At 71.5% G+C, this 18871-nt stretch carries 17 protein-coding genes; 6 read left to right on the forward strand and 11 right to left on the reverse strand.

Annotation, left to right across the window (positions count from 1 at the left end; all coding sequences use genetic code 11):
* Positions 1–78: 78 nt before the first annotated feature.
* Positions 79–1410 (forward strand): crotonyl-CoA carboxylase/reductase, encoded by a 1332-nt coding sequence (ccrA, locus tag CFP66_RS13105; protein WP_094923442.1) that lies wholly within the window; start codon positions 79–81, stop codon positions 1408–1410.
* An 89-nt stretch (positions 1411–1499) separates the two neighbouring features.
* Positions 1500–2732 carry a hypothetical protein gene (locus CFP66_RS13110; RefSeq protein ID WP_094923444.1) on the forward strand — a complete coding sequence of 411 codons (1233 nt, stop codon included), beginning with the start codon at positions 1500–1502 and terminating at the stop codon, positions 2730–2732.
* 48 nt (positions 2733–2780) lie between these two features.
* Here the strand turns inward: CFP66_RS13110 and CFP66_RS13115 are convergent, their stop codons facing one another.
* The 7 genes from CFP66_RS13115 to CFP66_RS13140 all read right to left on the reverse strand — a co-directional run bounded on the left by CFP66_RS13115 (position 2781) and on the right by CFP66_RS13140 (position 8862).
* Positions 2781–3071 (reverse strand): hypothetical protein, encoded by a 291-nt coding sequence (locus tag CFP66_RS13115; protein ID WP_094923446.1) that lies wholly within the window; start codon positions 3069–3071, stop codon positions 2781–2783.
* Complete coding sequence (locus CFP66_RS13120) at positions 3071–4852, reverse strand: 3-hydroxyacyl-CoA dehydrogenase family protein (protein WP_255413854.1); 1782 nt, start codon at positions 4850–4852, stop codon at positions 3071–3073. The genes CFP66_RS13115 and CFP66_RS13120 overlap by 1 nt, the downstream gene beginning before the upstream one ends.
* A 74-nt stretch (positions 4853–4926) precedes the next feature.
* Entirely contained in the window at positions 4927–6417 is a 1491-nt protein-coding gene (locus tag CFP66_RS13125) for an aldehyde dehydrogenase family protein (RefSeq protein ID WP_094923452.1), read from the reverse strand.
* 58 nt (positions 6418–6475) lie between these two features.
* On the reverse strand, positions 6476–6895 hold the full coding sequence (locus CFP66_RS47885; RefSeq protein ID WP_158228086.1) for a type II toxin-antitoxin system VapC family toxin: 420 nt from the start codon (positions 6893–6895) through the stop codon (positions 6476–6478).
* Positions 6892–7113, reverse strand: a complete 222-nt coding sequence (locus CFP66_RS47890; protein WP_158228087.1) for a hypothetical protein — start codon at positions 7111–7113, stop codon at positions 6892–6894. Before CFP66_RS47890 ends, CFP66_RS47885 begins: the two co-directional genes overlap by 4 nt.
* Before the next feature lie 19 nt (positions 7114–7132).
* Positions 7133–7792 carry an endonuclease NucS gene (gene nucS / locus CFP66_RS13135; RefSeq protein ID WP_094923455.1) on the reverse strand — a complete coding sequence of 220 codons (660 nt, stop codon included), beginning with the start codon at positions 7790–7792 and terminating at the stop codon, positions 7133–7135.
* Positions 7793–7890: 98 nt separating this feature from the next.
* Positions 7891–8862, reverse strand: a complete 972-nt coding sequence (locus tag CFP66_RS13140; protein ID WP_094923457.1) for a YafY family protein — start codon at positions 8860–8862, stop codon at positions 7891–7893.
* 44 nt (positions 8863–8906) lie between these two features.
* Here CFP66_RS13140 and CFP66_RS13145 point away from each other — a divergent pair, with 44 nt between their 5' ends.
* Positions 8907–9437, forward strand: coding sequence for an NUDIX hydrolase (locus tag CFP66_RS13145; RefSeq protein ID WP_233159386.1), 531 nt, complete (start codon positions 8907–8909; stop codon positions 9435–9437).
* Here CFP66_RS13145 and CFP66_RS13150 read toward each other — a convergent pair.
* The 3 genes from CFP66_RS13150 to CFP66_RS13160 all read right to left on the reverse strand — a co-directional run bounded on the left by CFP66_RS13150 (position 9434) and on the right by CFP66_RS13160 (position 13370).
* Complete coding sequence (locus CFP66_RS13150; RefSeq protein ID WP_094923459.1) at positions 9434–11269, reverse strand: hypothetical protein; 1836 nt, start codon at positions 11267–11269, stop codon at positions 9434–9436. The two genes, CFP66_RS13145 and CFP66_RS13150, sit on opposite strands and share 4 nt — an antisense overlap.
* Before the next feature lie 110 nt (positions 11270–11379).
* On the reverse strand, positions 11380–12630 hold the full coding sequence (locus CFP66_RS13155) for a cytochrome P450 (protein WP_198961420.1): 1251 nt from the start codon (positions 12628–12630) through the stop codon (positions 11380–11382).
* A gap of 32 nt (positions 12631–12662) precedes the next feature.
* Positions 12663–13370: a TetR/AcrR family transcriptional regulator gene (locus tag CFP66_RS13160; protein WP_094923461.1), complete on the reverse strand. Its 708-nt coding sequence runs from the start codon at positions 13368–13370 to the stop codon at positions 12663–12665.
* A 133-nt stretch (positions 13371–13503) separates the two neighbouring features.
* On the opposite strand from CFP66_RS13160, the gene CFP66_RS13165 reads away from it, so the two are divergent.
* The 3 genes from CFP66_RS13165 to CFP66_RS47205 all read left to right on the forward strand — a co-directional run bounded on the left by CFP66_RS13165 (position 13504) and on the right by CFP66_RS47205 (position 18074).
* Positions 13504–14277: an enoyl-CoA hydratase-related protein gene (locus tag CFP66_RS13165; RefSeq protein ID WP_094923462.1), complete on the forward strand. Its 774-nt coding sequence runs from the start codon at positions 13504–13506 to the stop codon at positions 14275–14277.
* Between the two features lie 1054 nt (positions 14278–15331).
* Positions 15332–16189 carry an ectoine/hydroxyectoine ABC transporter substrate-binding protein EhuB gene (gene ehuB, locus CFP66_RS13170; RefSeq protein ID WP_094923463.1) on the forward strand — a complete coding sequence of 286 codons (858 nt, stop codon included), beginning with the start codon at positions 15332–15334 and terminating at the stop codon, positions 16187–16189.
* A gap of 1258 nt (positions 16190–17447) precedes the next feature.
* Complete coding sequence (locus CFP66_RS47205; RefSeq protein ID WP_143517246.1) at positions 17448–18074, forward strand: hypothetical protein; 627 nt, start codon at positions 17448–17450, stop codon at positions 18072–18074.
* A 17-nt stretch (positions 18075–18091) separates the two neighbouring features.
* Here the strand turns inward: CFP66_RS47205 and ehuA are convergent, their stop codons facing one another.
* A complete protein-coding gene (gene ehuA, locus CFP66_RS13175; RefSeq protein WP_094923465.1) occupies positions 18092–18856 on the reverse strand; it encodes an ectoine/hydroxyectoine ABC transporter ATP-binding protein EhuA in 765 nt (254 codons plus the stop codon).
* Positions 18857–18871: the final 15 nt, after the last annotated feature.

An 18871-nucleotide genomic window follows, 5' to 3' on the forward strand; every position in this document is an offset into this window, starting at 1 on the left:
GCACGACGGCCGCGATCGTGGTTACCCTACCGCCGAGTAACCCACGGTGACCACGACTCGAGCCAACGGAGGCCAGCCGTGCAGGAAATCCGCGACGCCATCCTCGCCGAGCAGTACGCCGCGCTCGCCGACCTGGAGGTGCCCGACCACTACCGGGGCATGACCGTGCACGCCGACGAGGCGGAGATGTTCGCCGGCATGCCGTCCGCCGAGAAGGATCCGCGCAAGAGCCTGCACCTGGACGAGGTGCCCACGCCCGAGCTGGGCCCGGGCGAGGCGGTCGTCGCCGTCATGGCCAGCGCGATCAACTACAACACGGTGTGGACCTCGATCTTCGAGCCGCTGTCGACGTTCGCGTTCCTGCGCCGCTACGGCCGGCTCTCGCCGCTGACGAAGCGCCACGACCTGCCCTACCACGTGGTCGGCTCCGATCTCTCCGGCGTCGTCCTGCGCACCGGGCCCGGTGTCACGCGCTGGAAGCCCGGGGACCGCGTGGTGGCGCACTGCCTGTCGGTCGAGCTGGAGAGCCCGGACGGGCACGACGACACGATGCTCGACCCGGAGCAGCGCATCTGGGGCTTCGAGACCAACTTCGGCGGTCTCGCCGAGATGGCGCTGGTGAAGTCCAACCAGCTGATGGCCAAGCCGGAACACCTCACGTGGGAGGAGGCGGCCTGCCCCGGCCTGGTCAACTCCACCGCCTACCGCCAGCTGGTCTCCCGGCACGGCGCCGACATGAAGCAGGGCGACACCGTGCTGATCTGGGGTGCGTCGGGCGGGCTGGGCTCCTACGCCACGCAGTACGCGCTCAACGGGGGCGCGATCCCGGTGTGCGTGGTGTCGTCGCCGCAGAAGGCCGAGCTCTGCCGGCGGATGGGCGCCGAGCTGATCATCGACCGCAGCGCCGAGGGCTTCCGGTTCTGGAAGGACGAGCACACCCAGGACCAGCAGGAGTGGAAGCGCTTCGGCGCCCGCATCCGCGAGCTCACCGGCGGCGACGACCCGGACATCGTGTTCGAGCACCCGGGCCGCGAGACGTTCGGCGCCAGCGTGTACGTCGCCCGCAAGGGCGGCACGATCGTCACCTGCGCGTCCACGTCGGGTTACGAGCACAGCTACGACAACCGCTACCTGTGGATGAGCCTCAAGCGCATCATCGGCTCGCACTTCGCGAACTACCGGGAGTCGTTCGAGGCCAACCGCCTGATCGACAAGGGCCTCATCCACCCGACCCTGTCGCGGGTCTACCCCCTCGGCGAGACCGGGCAGGCGGCGCTCGACGTGCACACCAACAGCCACCAGGGAAAGGTCGGCGTTCTCGCGCTCGCCCCGGAAGAGGGCCTCGGCGTCACCGATCAGGAGAAGCGGGCACGGCACGTCGACGCGATCAACCGCTTCCGCGGGGTCTGACCCCTCGCCGAACACCCACAGGGGTGAGGCTCTTCACCCCCGAACGTGGACCGCGTTGCCGTACCTGGCACGCCCGGTACGGTGATTCCATGGCCGGACAGCACGCACCACCTCCGTCCGATGCCGGCTTCGAAGTCGTCCGCAAGGGCTACGACCAGGGGCAGGTCGAAGCGCACATGCGGCGGCTGGACGCGGAGGTGAGCATCCTCGTCACCGATCGGGACGCGGCGCTCGCCCAGTCCGCGCAGCTGGCGAGGGAGCTGGACGAGGCGCGCGTGCACGCGGAACGGCTGCGCGCGCAGGTGCGCTCGCTGGCCAGCCCGCAGCAGAGCCCGCAGAACACCAGCGAGCGGATCCGCTCGATGCTGCGGCTGGCCGAGGACGAGGTCGCCGACATGCTCGGCCGCGCCGAGGTCGAGGCGAACCGGCGCACCAAGGATGCCGACGCGCTGGCGGAGCAGACGCTCGCCGCCGCTCGTGCCGACGCCGAGTCCCTGCGCGAGGAGGCCGGCACCGACGCCGAGAAGATGCGTCTGGAGACGGCGCAGGAGCGTGAGGAGTTCACCCGCGAGCGCGAGGCCGCCCTCGAGCGGCTGGCCGCCCAGCGCACGGCCACCGAGGCCGATCTCCGGGCCCGGACCGAGGCGGCCGAGTCCGAGCGGGCCCGGGCGTGGTCGGATTCGGAGTCGCGCCGCCAACTGGTGGAAGAGGACTTCACCCTCGCCATGGACCAGCGCCGGGCCGAAGCGCTCGCCGCACTCACCGCGGAGCGCGACGCGGCCACGCGTGAGGCGGAGGAGCTGCGCGAGTCGGCCCGATCCCAGGCACGGGCGACCATCGCCCGGGCCGAGGCCACCGCCCGCGAGATGATCACCGACGCCGAACGTCGGGTGGCCGAGCTGGTCACCGCCCGCGCCCGCATCGCCGAGCAGCTCGGCGTGACGCGTTCGATGCTCGACGACACGCTCGGCTCGCTGGCCCTCCCCCCGGAACAGCTCCTCGCCGCCGTGCCGCCGGCTCCGGCCCCGAGCGCGCCCGACACTGCCACCGAAGAACCACGCGCCGACGAGGTCCACCGGCCGTCCCCCACGGCGCGGACGGCCGAGCCCGACACAGCGCCCGTCGCCGACGCCGCGGCCGACCCGGAAGCCGAGAGCGACCGGCCGGCCGGCCGGCCTGAGAACAACGGTTCCGGCACGACGCCCGACGCCACCCCGTCGGACGGGCAACCGGCCGAGGCCGAGGAGTCCGGTGAGGCCCCGGCCCGCAGCGCTGCGCGCCGCCAGCGCCGCAGGTCCAAAGCCGGGTCGAGCCGCCGCTGAGGCTCGCGCAACCCATGATCGGCGTGTCGATCACGGCCGCTCGGGCGCTCAGCCGCCTCGCCCACCCGGTCGCCGCCGGTGCCGCGCCGCCCAGCAGGCCGTGTGCCAGTGCCGCCGGTCCGCGACGGTGCCCACCTCGTCGGCCGGCCAGGCCACGATGTGGCCGGTGCCGGGGCGGATCAGCTGCTGGCAGCCGGGGCAGCGGTAGTCCTTCGCGGCCGCGGAACCCGTGACGCTGCGCACCACCCAGTCGCCGTCGCTGCCCGCCTCACGACGGGTGACGGCGGCCGAGCGCAGCGGCAGGTGTTCGGCACGGCGGTGCCGGTTCGAGCGGGGCACTAGCGCGCCGCGTAGTCCCGGAAGCCGTGACCGGTCTTGCGGCCCAGCCTGCCTGCGGTGACCAGGTGCTCCAGGAGCGGCGCCGGCGCGAAGCCGGAGAGTCGGAACTCCTGGTAGAGCGAGCGTTCGATGGCCAGCGACACGTCCAGGCCCACGACGTCGAGCAGCTCGAACGGCCCCATCGGGAGCGCGCAGCCGGTCTTCATGGCGGCGTCGATGTCGTCGGCGGTGGCGTAGTGGGCCTGGAGCATCTTCACCGCGTCGTTGAGGTACGGGAACAGCAGCGCGTTGACGATGAAGCCCGCGCGGTCGCCGCACGACACCGGGACCTTCCCCAGCCGCTCGCACAGCGCGAGCGCGGTGGCCGCGACGTCCGGCGCCGTGGTGATCGTCGAGACGACCTCCACCAGCTTCATGACGGGGGCGGGGTTGAAGAAGTGCAGACCCACGACGTCCTGCGGGCGCGCGGTGGCCGACGCGCACTCGACGACCGGCAGCGACGAGGTCGTGGTGGCCAGGATCGCGCCGGGCTTGCAGATCTCGTCGAGCGCACCGAACACGGCCCGCTTGACGTCCAGCTCCTCGGCGACCGCCTCGACCACGAGATCGACGTCGGCCAGGTCCTCGAGACGGGTGGTGCCGGTGATCCGGGCGACCGCGGCGTCACGCTCGGTCTCGGCGAACTTGCCGCGCACCACGGCCTTGTCCAGCGAGCGGCGGATGCCGGCGACCGCACCGTCGACCTTGGACTCGCTGCGCCCGCGCACCACCACGTCCAGCCCGGCCTTCGCGAACACCTCGACGATGCCGGCGGCCATCGTGCCGGTGCCGACCACGCCCACGCGCTGCACGTCCCGGACGGTGACGTCCTCCGGCACGGTGCCCGACGGCGTGCTCGCGTCCGGCACGACCTCGGAGCTGTGCGGCTTGGCGTAGGTGTAGAAGCCGCGCCCGGTCTTCCGGCCCAGCAGCCCCGCCGTCATCATCTGCTTCAGCACCGGGGCGGGCGCGTGCATCATGTTGCGCGACTCGCGGTACATCGTCTCGAGGATCTCGTAGGCCGTGTCGAGCCCGATGAGGTCCAGCAGCGCCAGGGGACCCATCGGGTAGCCGCAGCCGTGGCGCATGGCGGCGTCGAGGTCCTCGCGGGTGGCGTAGTGCTGCTCGTACATGCGCGCGGCGTGGTTGAGGTAGCCGAAGAGCAGGGCGTTGGCGATGAACCCGGCGCGGTCGCCGATCACCACGGGCACCTTGTCGAGCGTGGCGGCGAACGCCTGCACGTCCTCGATCACGTCGGGCTCGGTGACGACCGTGCGCACCAGCTCCACGAGCTTCTGCACCGGAGCCGGGTTGAAGAAGTGCATCCCGACCACCTTGCCGGGGCGGCCGGTGCGGACCGCCAGCTCCGTGACCGACAGCGACGAGGTGTTCGACGCGAGGATGACGTCCGGGCGGCACACGCGGTCGAGCTCGGCGAGGACCCCTGCCTTGAGGTCCCGGTGCTCCGGCACGGCCTCGACCACGAGATCGACGTCGGCCAGGTCGGACAGCGACGTGGTGGTGGTGACGCGGCCCATGAGCTCGTCCGCGCCCTCCTGGGTGAGTTTGCCGCGCCCCACTGCGCGCGCCGTGGAGGTCTCCAGGTGGGCCCGGCCGCGCGCGACGGCCTCGGCGTCCACCTCGGCAGCGATCACGTGCAGCCCGTTGCGGGCGAACACCTCGACGATGCCGGCACCCATCGTGCCCAGGCCGACCACGCCGACCGTCCGGAACTCACGCACTGCCAACCTCCCACTTCCCCGAGGGACGGACCGGCCGATCCTCCCATCCGCGCCCCGTTCCCGGGGTGTGAGAGCTACCTCCCGTGCCGCGCCCGCACGATCCCGAGCAGCGCCTTCATGGTGCGCGACGTGCGGGAGAAGCTGGTGACCGGCACGGGCAGCCGGTAACGCTGCCGGGCAACGGCCTGCGGACGGGTGAACTCGCGCAGCCCGTCGGCGCCGTGGATGCGCCCGAAGCCCGAATCGCCCACTCCTCCGAAGGGGAGGCCCGGGATACCCGCGAACGAGATCACGCCGTTGACCGAGACCATCCCGCAGCGCAGCCGCCCGGCGATCTCCTCGCCGCGGGCGCGGGAGAACACCGAGGCGCCGAGGCCGTACCGGCCGGCGTTGGCCCGGCGCACGGCCTCGTCGAGGTCCGGCACCCGGTTGACGACCAACAGGGGGCCGAAGGTCTCCTCGGTGACGGCGGCGCTGTCCTCGGGGACGTCGACGATCACGACCGGTTCGACGAACGGCGGCTGCACCGACTCCGCACCGCCCACGACCGCGCGCCCCCCGCGGGCCAGCGCGTCCTCGATGTGGCGGCGCACGACCTCGGCCTGCGCGGGCATCGTCATCGGCCCGTAGTCACCGCCGGAACCCGATCGCAGCCCGCGTGCCTTCGCCACGACCTTCGCCGTGAACTCCTCCGCCACCGCGTCGAGCACGTACACCCGCTCGACGCCCGCGCACGTCTGGCCCGCGTTGGACATCCCGCCCCACACCGCGGCGTCGGCCGCCGCGTCGAGGTCGGCGTCCAGGTCGACGATCAGCGGGTCCTTCCCGCCGCACTCGACGAGGACCGGCGTCAGCGTCTGCGCACAGGCGGCCATCACGCGCTTGCCGGTGGCCGTCGAGCCGGTGAAGGCGATCTTCCCGACGCCCGGGGCGCTGCACAGCGCGGCACCGGTCTCACCGAACCCGGTGACGGCCTGCAGCACCGGGCGACCGTCGACGATCTCGGCGAACGTGTCGGCGAGCGCGACACCGACGCCCGGCGTCAGCTCACTCGGCTTGAAGACGACGGCGTTGCCCGCCGCGAGCGCGTAGGCGATCGAGCCCATCGGCGTGAACACCGGGTAGTTCCACGGGCCGATCACGCCGATCACGCCGAACGGCCGGTAGGTCACGCTCGCCGCCTGGTTGCCCATCAGCAGCCCGGGCGCGACCTTGCGCGTGCCGAGCACCTTCTCGGCGTGCTTCGCGGCCCAGTCGAGGTGGTCGATCGCGAGCACCAGCTCCAGCCGGGCGTCGTCGAGGGGCTTGCCGGTCTCCTCGGTGACGACGTGCGCGAGGTCCTCGAGCTTGCGGACGAGGACCGTGCGCCACGCGGCCAGCCGCCGCCGGCGCTCGGAGTGGCCGAGGCCCTCCCACCACTGCGCCGCACCCGCCGCCCGCGCCACCGCGGCCTCGACCGCGGCCGCGTCGTGCACGGGGTGGGTGCCGACCACGTCGCCCGTGCGCGGGTCGAGGGACTCGAAGGTCACCGGGGCCGGCACGGCGGGCGCTTCGGTTGCGGTCATTACTCCAGAGTAGGGCGCGACCCACGGCCCGGACAGGCCGACGGCGGCCCACCCGGGCCTATCCGTCGCGCGGTGGCGGGATCGGACCGGACGGAGGAACGCGCACCTCGCAGGGGGTGTTCGCCCCCGCCAGCCGCCGGTCCGTGGTCACGAGTGGGCAGCCGAGCTCGTCGGCCAGTGCGACGTACAGCCCGTCTGCCACCCGGATGTGCTCGCGAAGGGCGAACGCGCGTCGGACGTGGGCAGCGGAGGGAGTCACCAGCTCCTGGGGTGTATCGAGCGCCGCGTCGAGCGCAACCCTGGCCTTGTCGGGCGTCAGGACTCCGGCCCGTACGAGCCGCGCAAGCGCCGAGAGGACTTCCGCCGGCTGATGGGACGGAGCGGCGACATCCTCCTCGTCGATCAGATCGAGGATCCACTGCGCGCTCGGTCGGGCCAGCGCCACGTCGACGAGAGCCGAGGCATCGAGAACGATCACTCGCCGAATTCCTCGCGAACCTCGTCGAGCAGAGCCGCCGAATCGATGGTCACATCGGTGAGCGGTGGTCGAGCCCGCATTCGAGCCACCCACTCCTTGCGATCCGAGGTACGGAGGGCGTGCTCGACCGCCTCCTGGGTGAGCGTCGACAGCGGCAGCTTGCGCTCCTGCGCCGCCCGGTAGAGCTCGTCCGGGAGATACACGCTGACCTTGGGCATACCCCCAGTGTACCCCCATCTAGAACAGCAGCAGGTCGTCCTTCTCGAACCCGCGCAGGGCGTCGTAGTCCACGGTGACGCAGCGGATGCCGCGGTCCGTGGCCAACGTGCGCGCCTGCGGCTTGATCTGCTGCGCCGCGAACACGCCCTTCACGGGTGCGAGCAGCGGGTCGCGGTTCATGAGCTCCAGGTAGCGGGTGAGCTGCTCGACGCCGTCGATCTCGCCGCGCCGCTTGATCTCGACGGCCACCGAGCGGCCGTCCGCGTCGCGGCAGAGCAGGTCGACGGGCCCGATCGCGGTCATGTACTCGCGCCGCACCAGCGAGTAGCCCTCGCCGATCGTGCCGGGGTGCGCGGCGAGCAGCTCCTGCAGGTGCGCCTCGACGCCGTCCTTCACCAGGCCCGGGTCGACGCCCAGCTCGTGCTTGGAGTCGTGCAGCACCTCGTCGATCTGGATGACGAGCGACTCGTCGGCCTTGTTGCGCACCGTCCACACGCCCGGCTGCTCCTCGAGCCAGCACGGCGGGCTCATCCAGTTCAGCGGTTTGTAGGCGCGGTCGTCGGCGTGGATGCTCACCGACCCGTCGGCCTTGACCAGCAGCAGCCGCGGCGCCATCGGCAGGTGGGCGGTGAGCCGCCCGACGTAGTCGACCTGGCACCGAGCGATGACGAGACGCACGGGGCGAGCGTAGGGGCAGCGGCCCCGGCCATTGGACGAAGGTGCCGCTCGTACCGCTCTATCGGACCAAAGTGCCGCTCGTACAGCGTGGGGAGCGCTCAGCGCTCGGCGTTGCGGGCGGCCAGTTCCGCTCCTGCCGACGCCAGCGCGGTGCGCAGTTCCTCCGGCGACAGGGCCTCTACCTCGCCCCCTAGCGCCGTGAGCTGGCCCGCCGCTACTTCGATGCTCTCGACCTCTAGCTCCAGCTCGCGCCAGCCGTCGGCGTCCGGAGGCGCGGCGTGCGCGATCGCCCTCACCGCTGCGTCGTGGTCGGCGGCGTGCGGCAGGATCTTCAGTCCACGCGGCCCCACCCGCAGCCGCACGGCCGCGCGCAGCATCTGACTCTCGAACCGGCCCGCGGCACCCGCCCACCACTCGGCGAGGTCGAAGCCGTCGGGCCGCTCGAAGCACACCCCCGTGGGTTCCGCCGCCGTGATGCGGTCGACGCGGTAGGTGCGCACGGTCTCGTCGACGCCCGCGGCGAGATACCAGGTGCCGGCCTTGAGCACGAGCCCCAGCGGGTCGATCGTCCGCTCGACGACGTCGTGCCCGCGCCGGTAGCCGATGCGCAGCCGCTGCTGCTCCCAGACCGCCTCGGCCACGCCGGCCAGCTGCGTCACCTGCTGGGGCGTGTGGAACCAGCCCGGGGCGTCGAGGTGGAACCGCTGCGCAACGCTGCGCGCATGCTCCTGCAGCTCCGCCGGCAGCGTCGCGAGCAACTTGGCCTGCGCCCCGGCGAGCGCCGCGCTCATACCCAGCTCGGCGAGCACCTGTGGGGCGCCGACCGCGAAGATCGCGGCGGCCTCGTGCGCGGTCAGCCCGTCCAGGCGGGTGCGCCACCCGTCGACGAGCCGGATGCCGCCCCCGCGACCGGGCTCGGTCCACAACGGCACTCCCGCCGCGGACAGCGCGGCCACGTCGCGGTAGATCGTGCGCTCGGAGACCTCCAGCTCACGCGCCAGCGCGGCCGCCGTCGCCCCCCGCAGGCGCTGGAGGGTGAACAGCAGGGTGACCAGCCGGGACGCGCGCACCCCCGGAATCGTGCCGCACGCGGCAGCGGTGCACGGTGGTCGGCGTGCAGAGGATCAGCAGCCGACAGGTCTACGAGAACCCGTGGATGGCGCTCCGGGAGGACGCGATCCGCCTCGACGACGGCACCGAGGGGATCTACGGCGTCGTCGACAAGCCGACCGCCGCCATCGTCATACCCCGCGACGGCGACCGGCTGCACCTCGTCGAGCAGTTCCGCTACCCGGTGGGGCAGCGCCGCTGGGAGTTCCCGATGGGTACGGCGCCCGACCGCGCCGAGATCGACCCGGCCGAGCTCGCCGCCCGCGAGCTCGCCGAGGAGACCGGCCTCGTCGCCGGCCGGATGGAGCTGCTCGGCGACCTGGACATCGCACCCGGCATGTCGAGCCAGCGCGAGCACGTGTTCCTCGCGAGCGACCTGCGCGAGGGCCCGATCCGGCGCGAGCACAGCGAGCAGGACATGCGGGCGCGCTGGTTCACCACCGCCGAGTTCGAGCAGATGGTGCGCTGCTCACAGCTCGTCGACGCCCAGACGCTCGCCGCCTACCTCCTGCTGACGCTGCACGACCGCGGCTAGTTGTCCCTGGTCACGGTGACGCACAGCTCGCCCCCGGCGGCCCGCACGGTGACCGGTTCGTCGACCGTCTCGTCCGGCCCGAGCTCGGCCCGGTCCTGCATGACGTAGTAGGCGCCGGGACGCAGTTGCACCGTCACCGACGGCCTGCCCGCCGCGCCGGGACACGACTCGCCGCCGCCCTGGTACGCGGGCGGGCACCCCGGGCAGCCGGGAAGGGTGATCTCGTGCGCGGTGGGGCCCGAGACCAGCACACGGACCTCGGTGGCCGCCGCGTTGTAGACCACCACCGGGGCGCTGCCGGGTGCCCCGAGGGGCGCCGGCAGCGGCAACGGCACGCTGACGTTGCGGCCCACCTCCGCGGCGATCAGGGCCGAACGGGCCTGGGCCACGCCCGGGTCGTCCGGGTACTCGCCCACGAGCGTCCCGAAGCGGGTGGTGGCGCCGGTGAGGTCACCGGCGCCGTAGTTCGCCAGCCCGCACTCGGAGAGCGAGCGGGCGCGGTCTCGGTGCGCGACACCTGCGACGCCCGCGGAGTCGGGCAGCGTGACGGCGTAGTCGAGCACCGGGAGGGCGTCGCAGAATCGCCCCGCCGCCACCGCGTCGTTGGCCGTGGTGAACGTGGCGAGAACGGCCTGCGCGACCCCCGCCGCCGAGGACGTGTTCGCCAGCTCCCGCCCGACGAGCAGCAGGTCCTCCATCGCGGCCCGCAACGCGTCGACGCGGTCCTGCCCGGCGGCTGCGGCCATCGCGGCGCGCGCCCCGTCCGCACGATCGATGTAGGTGGCCGCGAGGTCCTCGCGCACCAGCGGGGTGGGCGCATCGCCGTCCAGCTCGCCGAGCAGGTCCCGGTAGCGGTCGATCGCATCACCGAGGTCGCCGGCGCTGCGCAGCTCGCCCGCCCACACCAGCAGCACGCGCCGGGTGCCCTCCCGGGCGAACGCGTCGAGTGGGCTGCCCGGGTGCTCGTCCCGGTAGGCCCGGTACCCCGCGACCGCATCTGCGTGCGCGCCCGCAGCCTCGAAGCCCTGCGCGGCGAGGAACTCGGTGCACTCCGCGTGCCGAAGCTCCGCGGCCCCGACGTCGCGGCTCAGGGTCAGCTCGAACGGGCCGGCGACAGCGTCGAAGGCGCGGTTCGCGGCGACGCAGTCGGCCCGGCTCTGCGCCTCCACGCCGGCGGCGTAGGTGGCCCGGCCGGCCACCCCGTAGCCCAGGTAGGCGGCGACGACGGCCAGCACAGCAGCGACCCCGACGGCCACCGGGCGCCACCGGCGACGCGCAGGCGGTCGCGAACCGTGCCGGGCCACCCACCACGCGTCGGCGGCGGTGCCGACGATCCACAGCGCGGCCAGGATCCGCCACAACCACGGCTCCCGCGCCGCGTCGTTCGTGAAGGCGACCACCACCAGCAACACTGCGATGACCGCGCAGGCCGTGGTGCGCAGCCAGCGCCGCAGGTAGGCGTACCCGAGACCGAACCCGGTGAGGTTGAACAGCAGCGCGGCGAGGGGCGAACGCCCGTGGTCCGCCGGTTCGGCAGGCGAGACCGACGACGCCACCGCGGGCTCCGGCCCGGCCGGACCGGAGCCCCCCGCCTCCGGCCCGACCAGGCCTTCCTCCCCCGCAGCCGGATCCGCTCCCCCGGCGGACCCGGCCGACGACCGGCCCGGCTCGGCCGGACGCGACTCCCCGGCGCCGTCCGGCCCTGCCGCGTCCACCCCCGCGGCCGGTGGTTCCCCCACCACCGACCCGGCCGGTGGGTGCTCCGCCGGCTCGGGCTCGCCCTCCGCCGAGCCGATCCGCACGGTCTCGTCGCCAGTGCCGTCGCCGCTCATCGCCCCCACCCCCTCCGACCCCCTGTACGGAGAGAGTGGACCACAATCGGCCGGGGTGGTCTTCCCCGTCCGAATCCCGCTAGAGCGGCGACGGCACCCAGTTCAGCGGGCTACCGCAGCCGCAGCGGTAGCCGCGCGAGGCGCCGGATGCCCGGCACCGGCACCCATTCCTGCTCCTCGGTGGCGAGCGCGAGGTCGGGGAACCGCTCGAACAGCGCCCGCAACGCCACCTCGCCCTCCTGCCGGGCCAGCGCGGCGCCCAGGCAGTAGTGGAAGCCGTGTCCGAACCCGACGTGCCCCTCGCCGCGCCCGGCCGGGCGCCGCGTCACGTCGAGGCGGTCCGGATCGGTGTACTCGCGCGGGTCGTGGTTCGCCGAGACCAGGACGGGCTGCACGGCCTCGCCCCGCCGGATCCGCACGCCTGCGAGCTCCACGTCCTGCGCGGCGTAGCGCACCCGCGAGAACTGCACGGGCCCGCACCAGCGCATCAGCTCGTGCACCGCGCCCGGCCACAGGTCCGGCTCGGCGCGCAGTCGCGCCAGCTGGTCGGGGTGGGTGAGCAGGGCCAGCGTGGCGCCGCCGATCAGGTGCGCCGTGGTCTCGTGCCCCGCGATGACCAGCGTGAGCACCATCGTCACGAGCTCGTCCGCGCTGAGCCGGTCGCCGTCCTCCTCCTGCACCTGGACGAGCGCGGTGAGCAGGTCGTCCGCGGGCTCCGCGCGGCGGCGCGCGATGAGGTCGTGGATGTGGTCGATCATCTCGCCGACCGCGGCGGGTGTCCTCTCCGGATCCATGCTGGTCAGCACCGCGCCCCACCGGCGCCACGCGGGCCGGTCCTCCTCCGGCACCCCCACCAGCTCGCAGATCACGGTGATCGGCAGCGGGTAGGCGAACTCGGCGACCAGGTCGACGGTGCCGTCCTGCGCCGCCATCCGGTCCAACAGCGCCCCGGTGATCTCCTCCACGCGCGGCCGCAACTCACCGATCCGGCGCACCGTGAACGCCCGCGAGACGAGCTTGCGCAGCCGTGTGTGGTCCTCGCCGTCGGCGTCGAGGATCGAGTCGGTGAAGTAGTGGGCGAGCTCCCGCGGGATGCCGACCATCTCGGTGAGCTTGTCGCGCAGGTTGTCCACGGTCACGCCGCTCACCGACGTGGCGCTGTTCACGAAGCGCGGGTCGCCGAGGACCGTCCGGACATCTGCCTGCCGGGTGACGATCCAGCACGGGGTGCCGCCGGGCGCCCGACCTCGCAGGACGGGGCCCTCCTCACGCAGCTGCCCGAAGCCCGCCACCGGGTCGCGCAGCAGCGCGAGATCCATCACGTCGGGTTCGGGGCGCGGCTGGGTTGACGGCTGTGTCATCACTGGCTCCGCTTCCGGCGCCCGTGTCCGGGTCAACGGACGCGGCGGCGCCATTCGTGGTCGACGTGGGCGAGCAGCGACCGGTAGCGCTGCGCGATCTCCGGTGCGAGGCGGGCGAGCTCGTCGGCGGGCGGGTCGGGTGCGTGCACCGCGGCCGCGATGGTCTGCTCGAGCAGCGCGGATCGCTCCTCGACGTCCGGGACGAGGTCGCCGTAGCCGAACCCGTCGACCAGCAGGAAACCGGTCGCGACGGCGCTGAACGCGTACAGCGCCGCGGCGGGGGTGAGGCCCGGGCGCAGGCAGGCCGCCTCGCCGAGCAGGTGCATGTGCTGCCGGATCGCCTCCGCACGGGCGGTGGCGAGCTCGCCGAGCGTGTCGCCGCCCTCGTGCGCCAGCCGGCCGAGCACCTCGGCGTCGCTGAGGTAGAGCGAGCGCGCCACCGGCTCGGCGATCAGCTGCTCGTAGAGCAGGCGCATCATGCAGCCAGGCAGGACGGTGCGCGGGTCGGCCTCCATCCGGTCGGCCAGGTGCTCGACGATCTTGCGCTGATCCCGCAGCAGCACTGTGACGAAGAGCGCGTCCTTCGAGCGGAAGTGCAGGTACACCGTGCCCTTGCCGATGCCGGCGTGGCGGGCGACGTCGTCGATCGTCACGCGCTGGTAGCCCCACCGCACGAGCAGCTCCGCCGCGCTGTCGAGCACCCGCTCGAGGCGGGGGTCCGGAACCTCCGGTGCCGCCATCTCCGACCCTCCAGAACTTTGTGACCAGATCTGCTCAACTGGTCATGCGGTCACGGTACTGCCGCCGAAGCGGTGGGGCAAGGAAGTTCAGCGCGGTGCTGTGACCGGTTCTCAGATCGGGTTACCGTCGGGCATGGCCGACTACGAGCACCTGCTGGTGAAGCAGGAGGGGGACACCGTCCGGATCACGATGAACCGGCCGGAACGGCGCAACACGCTCACCGAGGCGCACCTGCGCGAGCTCCTCGACGCGTTCGAGCGCACGGGGCGGTCGGACGCCACCGGCATCGTGCTCGCCGGCGAGGGCAAGGCGTTCTCGGCCGGCCACGACTTCGCCGACGTCGCCGGCCGCGACCTCGCGGGCGTGCGCGACCTGCTGCAGCTGTGCACCCGGCTGATGCGCACGATCGAGTCGGTGCCGCAGGTGGTGATCGCCCGCGTGCACGCGATCGCCACCGCCGCCGGCTGCCAGCTCGTCGCGTCCTGCGACCTCGCCGTGGCCGCCGAGTCGGCCTCCTTCGCGCTACCCGGCGGCAAGGGCGGCTGGTTCTGCCACACCCCGGCCGTGCCGGTGGCCCGCAACATCGGCCGCAAGCGCCTGATGGAGATGGCACTGACCGGCGACGCGATCGACGCCGCCACCGCCGCCGAGTGGGGGCTGGTCAACTACGTCGCACCCGACGACGAGCTCGACGCGCGGGTCGACGACCTGCTCGGCCGGGCCACCCGCGGCAGCCGGTTCGGCAAGGGCGTCGGCAAGCAGACGCTCTACGCCCACCTCGACCGCCCGGAGGCCGACGCCTACGCCATCGCGATCGAGGTGATGGCCTCGCTGTCGCAGTCCCCCGGCGCCAAGGAAGGCATGGCCGCGTTCCTGGAGAAGCGCAAGCCGGTCTGGCCCGACTAGCGCTGATCACGTGCCTGAGCCGGCTTTGATCAGACGGCGTGCGGTGCGAGTCGCACACCAGGGCCCTCGCGACCGCGCTGACGTACGTCTCGCACTCCGACTCGCTGCCATGATCGCCAGGAGTGGTGTGGGGGCGCCAGATCTGTCGCTCTGACACCACTCTCGCTGATCATGGCCGCCCGTTCCATGATCAGATCGACGTCAGGGCTGTCACCGAGCGCGCTCCGACAGCCCGCAGGTCGATGTGACCATGGAAACCTCCCGTGGGCGCGCCGTTCCCGGCTCGCGACCACTGCCCCACACCCCGGCCTTCCGCGCAATCGGCCGGGTTCCCCTCGACCGGTCCGCGGTGATCGGTCTGATCAGTACCTGGGTGCGGGTGCTGCGACGGCGGCGTACTTGTCGGAGCGATCAGGGCCGGGTGATCGGTCCGAGAAGTGCATGGGTGCTGTCGCGGCGACGTCAGGTACTCCTCGCAGCGATCACCATCGCGCACCCGCGGGCCCCGTCCGGCAACACGCTCCCGGTGCAGCCCATGTCCCTGGCCCGCTGATCAAGGCGGTCTCGACGGGGTTCGGGAACGGCACCACAGCCGGTCGAACGCGCACCCGGCCGCGACGGTTTCGTCCGGAACAGGCCTGGGCCAGGTCGGGGACGGCCGCCCGGACGACCACGATGTTCGTGGGTTGTGCCCGGCCCAGCCGTCTTCGGCGCGGTCGGGCTCGGTTCCGGACCGACTGCGAGTGAGGCCCCGGGCCGGGGTGGGGGCAGGAAGTGTCGAGCCGGGAACGGCGCGCCCACTGCAACCCCGGGCTACGAGGCAGGGCTCCGGGGGAGGAACGGCGGCAGGCCGCGGGGGCGCGCACCCCTTTTCCGCTCGGCGGCCCCGGATACGCGCCGCGCTCCCCATCGACGGGGCGTCAGCGGAGAGAGGCGTGGACGGGGTGTTCGCCGCCCGGCCACTGCGTGACTTCGCCCGGTTCCCCTTCGTCCGGCACGAACTGCTCCACGCCGGTGGGCCGGGCTGAGATCGACGCGCACTACTCTTCTCGCGATGCTCTCCCGACGGCGACTCCTCGCGCTCACGATCCCGGCGGGCGCGGCGGTCGCCTGCTCCCGGCCCGCCGGGAGCACCCTCGAGCGCGCACGGGCCGACGGCGCCATCCGCGTGGGCACCGCCGGTGAGCAGCCCTACAGCTACATCGATCCCGCCGGCCGCCTCACCGGCGCGCAGCCGGAGGTCGCCCGCGCGGTGCTGGCCCACCTCGGGATCGACGGCCTCGACGCCATTCGCGTGCCGTTCGCCGACCTGATCCCGCAACTGCAGGCCGGGCAGTTCGACCTGATCACCGCAGGCATGACGGTGCTGCCGCAGCGTTGCCGGGAAGTCGCGTTCAGCCGGCCCGACTTCGTCGCCCCGCCGGCGTTCCTCGTGCAGGAGGGCAACCCCCGCGACATCGAGTCGTTCCGCGACGTCGCCCGCTCCGACGCCCGTCTGGCGGTGCTCGAGGGCGCCGCGGAAATCGACTACGCCCGCGCCGCAGGCGTGTCCGACGACCAGCTGGAAATCGTCCACGGCCAGTCGGAGCTGCTCCGCAGCGTGTCGAGCGAGCGAGTCGTGGCCGGCGCGCTGACCCGGATCTCGCTGGTCGACGAGCTGCGCCGCAACCCCGGCTCGGGCGTCGAGGTGACCGAGGCCGTGGAGCCCGTGGTGGACGGGCGCCCCGTCGTGCCCGCGGCCGCCTTCGCCGTGCGTACCGGCGAGAACGACTTCCTCGCGGCGTTCAACGCGGAGCTGGCCGCGGTGCAGGCCTCCGGCGAGTGGCTGCGCATCACCGAGCAGTTCGGGTTCACGCGCGAGAACCTGCCGCCGGCGGACCTGACGACCGCAAGTCTGTGCGCCGCCCCCTGACGCCAGCAGTTGCTGCCCCGGCCGTCAACTGTCGTTCGCCCCTACCTCCAACCAGCCTCGACGCACGCGGCGGCCGCCGCATCGTCCGTCACCCGTACGGACCACTCACTCGTCGCTTTCCGTAACCAGTAACACGGTCTTCTGCTCCAATCAGGGGTTCCACGCCCGTTCTCCTACATGAACAGCAGCTCCTCCGTACCTTCCGAGGCGATCCCAATACTTCGCACCGCAGCCCCAGGACGAGCCGGTCACATGCACAGATATCAACGAGCCCTATCCGTTTCGATGCTCACCCTCGGACTTGCAGCTATCTCCGCACCCGCAGCGAGCGCTCACGAAACGACAGAATGGAAGCGGTCTGCCGCATGCCCAGGAGGCGTCGGAAAAGGAGTCCTGATACAGGCGGCAGGGTGGGGAGTGCTTGAGATTCAGTGGTGACTGGCGAATTCTCCTACAACTCAAACGCACTGCCATGCATCAACCAAGCGCCGTACATCCACTCTATTCGACTCGACTCGCGAGAGCGGCAGATCTCATAACGAGCGACGCCTACGACACAGACCCGTTCGAGGGGAAGCTTGAGAAGGCGCGGGAATCGTGCGGCGGATTTCCTCGCGACACAGCCGCCGGTTGAGCGGCAGGAACACAAGAGTCGACCGAAACGCCGAAGAGGCCGCCGTGGGAGCACTGAGAACTCTACTATGCGTAGCATGGAGCGGAGCAGCCATAACCCTGCTCCCCTCTGTGCTCGCCGAATCGGACGAAACAACCTGAATCGTAGAGCATATCTCGGTGGACGCAGATTCGTCCGGTCCGCGACGACGCTCAATTTCGAGCGCGGCTACTGCTAGATTCGAAATCGGAAACATTCACTACTCTCCGAAACCACCGCGACGCCAGCGCCAGCACCTCGGTGCCCTGCTACTTAACTCAGCAGCCGGCAGACCATTCAAGGTAGACAACCTTTCGATCCGAACCTTCCTCGAAATGACCGAGTGTATAAATCAGACGAATCGTCACACGAACCAGGCAACGATGCCCCGCCACGCACAATTTCGCGGCTTCGGCAACTACACCGCAAGCACGAACGTCAAAGTTTCGGTCACAGGCAGGACGCACAGCGCGAGTGCATCAGTAACCAAACACCTGCCTTGACGGGGAACTGCGAGGATCAAGAGGAGCGTCGCCGCCTTCTTGCGATCGCCGATCAGGTATCGCTGTCACGCCTACCCGTGGCACATCGGGGTAGAGTTCCACCGTGACCTTCTTCGAACTTCCGCCAACAGGTACTTCACACGATCAATCTGAGGATGCCCCTGAGGACGATCGCTGGACTGCACCACCCCGGGGCGTTCTACCCGCGGTGGTTCCACTAGAGATAACCGCTCACCACGAGGACCTCGCGGCGATTTACCTGCGCCACGCGAACGTGTATCCAATCGGCTGTTCATTCTGGCTGACCGTCGCAGCGCGACTGCATACGCCTGACTCCACCCGCGAGCGCATGGTTTCCGAGGCCGTCTTCGCTGATACGGTAGAACTTCGCCAGCTCGCTACGCTCGATGATGCACTGGCGCGCTTCGGCGTTGCATACATCGACGGATCGAGAGCAACTACGTTGGAGAATCCCTCAGTCGAAGCCGGGCGCGATCCTACCGACAAGTCCAGGGCGCCGCTCCTTGTGCATTACGAACACAACGCCAACGTGGGCGACCTATTCTGGCAGGGGGAGCATGAGTTGTGGCTCAGCCCTCTACCGCCCGCCGAGCACTTTGAGCTACTACTGGAGTGGCCACGCCTCGAAGTGCCCCTTACCCGCGTGATCATCGACGGACACACCCTCGCTGATGCCGCAGAACGATCCCGACATATATGGCCGTCGTGAAACAGCTGCGGAAACGCTCACCCGCGACCTAGTACGGCCCTGAGGAATTCCTGGGTCCGCGGGTGGTCCGGCTCGGAGAAGAGCTTCTCCGGTGGGGCGTCCTCGATCACCTGGCCACCGTCGAACATCATCACCCGGTGCGAGAAGTCGCGCGCGAAACCCATCTCGTGCGTGACGCACAGGATCGTGATGTCGGTGCTCTCGCCGATGTCCTGCAGCAGCTTGAGCACCCCCGCCACCAGCTCGGGGTCCAGCGCGGAGGTCACCTCGTCGAGCAGCAGGACGTCCGGCTGCATCGCCAGCGCCCGCGCGATCGCCACGCGTTGCTGCTGACCGCCCGAGAGCCGCGACGGGTGCTCGTCGATCTTCTCGCCGAGCCCGACCAGGTCGAGCAGCTCCTTCGCCCGCGCGTTCGCCTCGTCCTTCGACAGCCCCAGCACGCGGGTGGGCGCCTCGACGAGGTTGCCGCGCACCGTCATGTTCGGGAACAGGTTGAACTGCTGGAACACCATCCCGATGCGCTTGCGCACCTCGCGGCTGTGCTTCTCGTCGGCGGGGACGAGCGTGCCACCCTTCTCCATGTGCGAGAGGTACTTCCCGGCCACCTGGATGGTGCCGCCGGTGACCGACTCGAGACACATGAGCAGCCGCAGGATCGTGGTCTTGCCCGACCCGGACGGGCCGATCAGCGTGACGTGCTCGCCCGGCGCCACGGAGAAGCAGAGGTCGGAGAGCACGACGTTGTCGCCGAACCGCTTCTCCACACCATCGAAGACGATCATGGGCTCGGCCGCACC

It is taken from the genome of Pseudonocardia sp. MH-G8, from assembly GCF_002262885.1.
Lineage (GTDB): Bacteria > Actinomycetota > Actinomycetes > Mycobacteriales > Pseudonocardiaceae > Pseudonocardia.

What these genes read in the sequence shown, in the direction of transcription:
- CFP66_RS13165 (WP_094923462.1), top strand. Translation starts at nt 13,504, where the DNA reads ATGGCCGACTACGAGCACCTGCTGGTGAAGCAGGAGGGGGACACCGTC.
- ehuB (WP_094923463.1), top strand. Translation starts at nt 15,332, where the DNA reads ATGCTCTCCCGACGGCGACTCCTCGCGCTCACGATCCCGGCGGGCGCG.
- ehuA (WP_094923465.1), bottom strand. Translation starts at nt 18,856, where the DNA reads ATGATCGTCTTCGATGGTGTGGAGAAGCGGTTCGGCGACAACGTCGTG.
- CFP66_RS13155 (WP_198961420.1), bottom strand. Translation starts at nt 12,630, where the DNA reads ATGACACAGCCGTCAACCCAGCCGCGCCCCGAACCCGACGTGATGGAT.
- CFP66_RS13110 (WP_094923444.1), top strand. Translation starts at nt 1,500, where the DNA reads ATGGCCGGACAGCACGCACCACCTCCGTCCGATGCCGGCTTCGAAGTC.
- CFP66_RS13150 (WP_094923459.1), bottom strand. Translation starts at nt 11,269, where the DNA reads ATGAGCGGCGACGGCACTGGCGACGAGACCGTGCGGATCGGCTCGGCG.
- CFP66_RS13125 (WP_094923452.1), bottom strand. Translation starts at nt 6,417, where the DNA reads ATGACCGCAACCGAAGCGCCCGCCGTGCCGGCCCCGGTGACCTTCGAG.
- CFP66_RS13160 (WP_094923461.1), bottom strand. Translation starts at nt 13,370, where the DNA reads ATGGCGGCACCGGAGGTTCCGGACCCCCGCCTCGAGCGGGTGCTCGAC.
- CFP66_RS47890 (WP_158228087.1), bottom strand. Translation starts at nt 7,113, where the DNA reads ATGCCCAAGGTCAGCGTGTATCTCCCGGACGAGCTCTACCGGGCGGCG.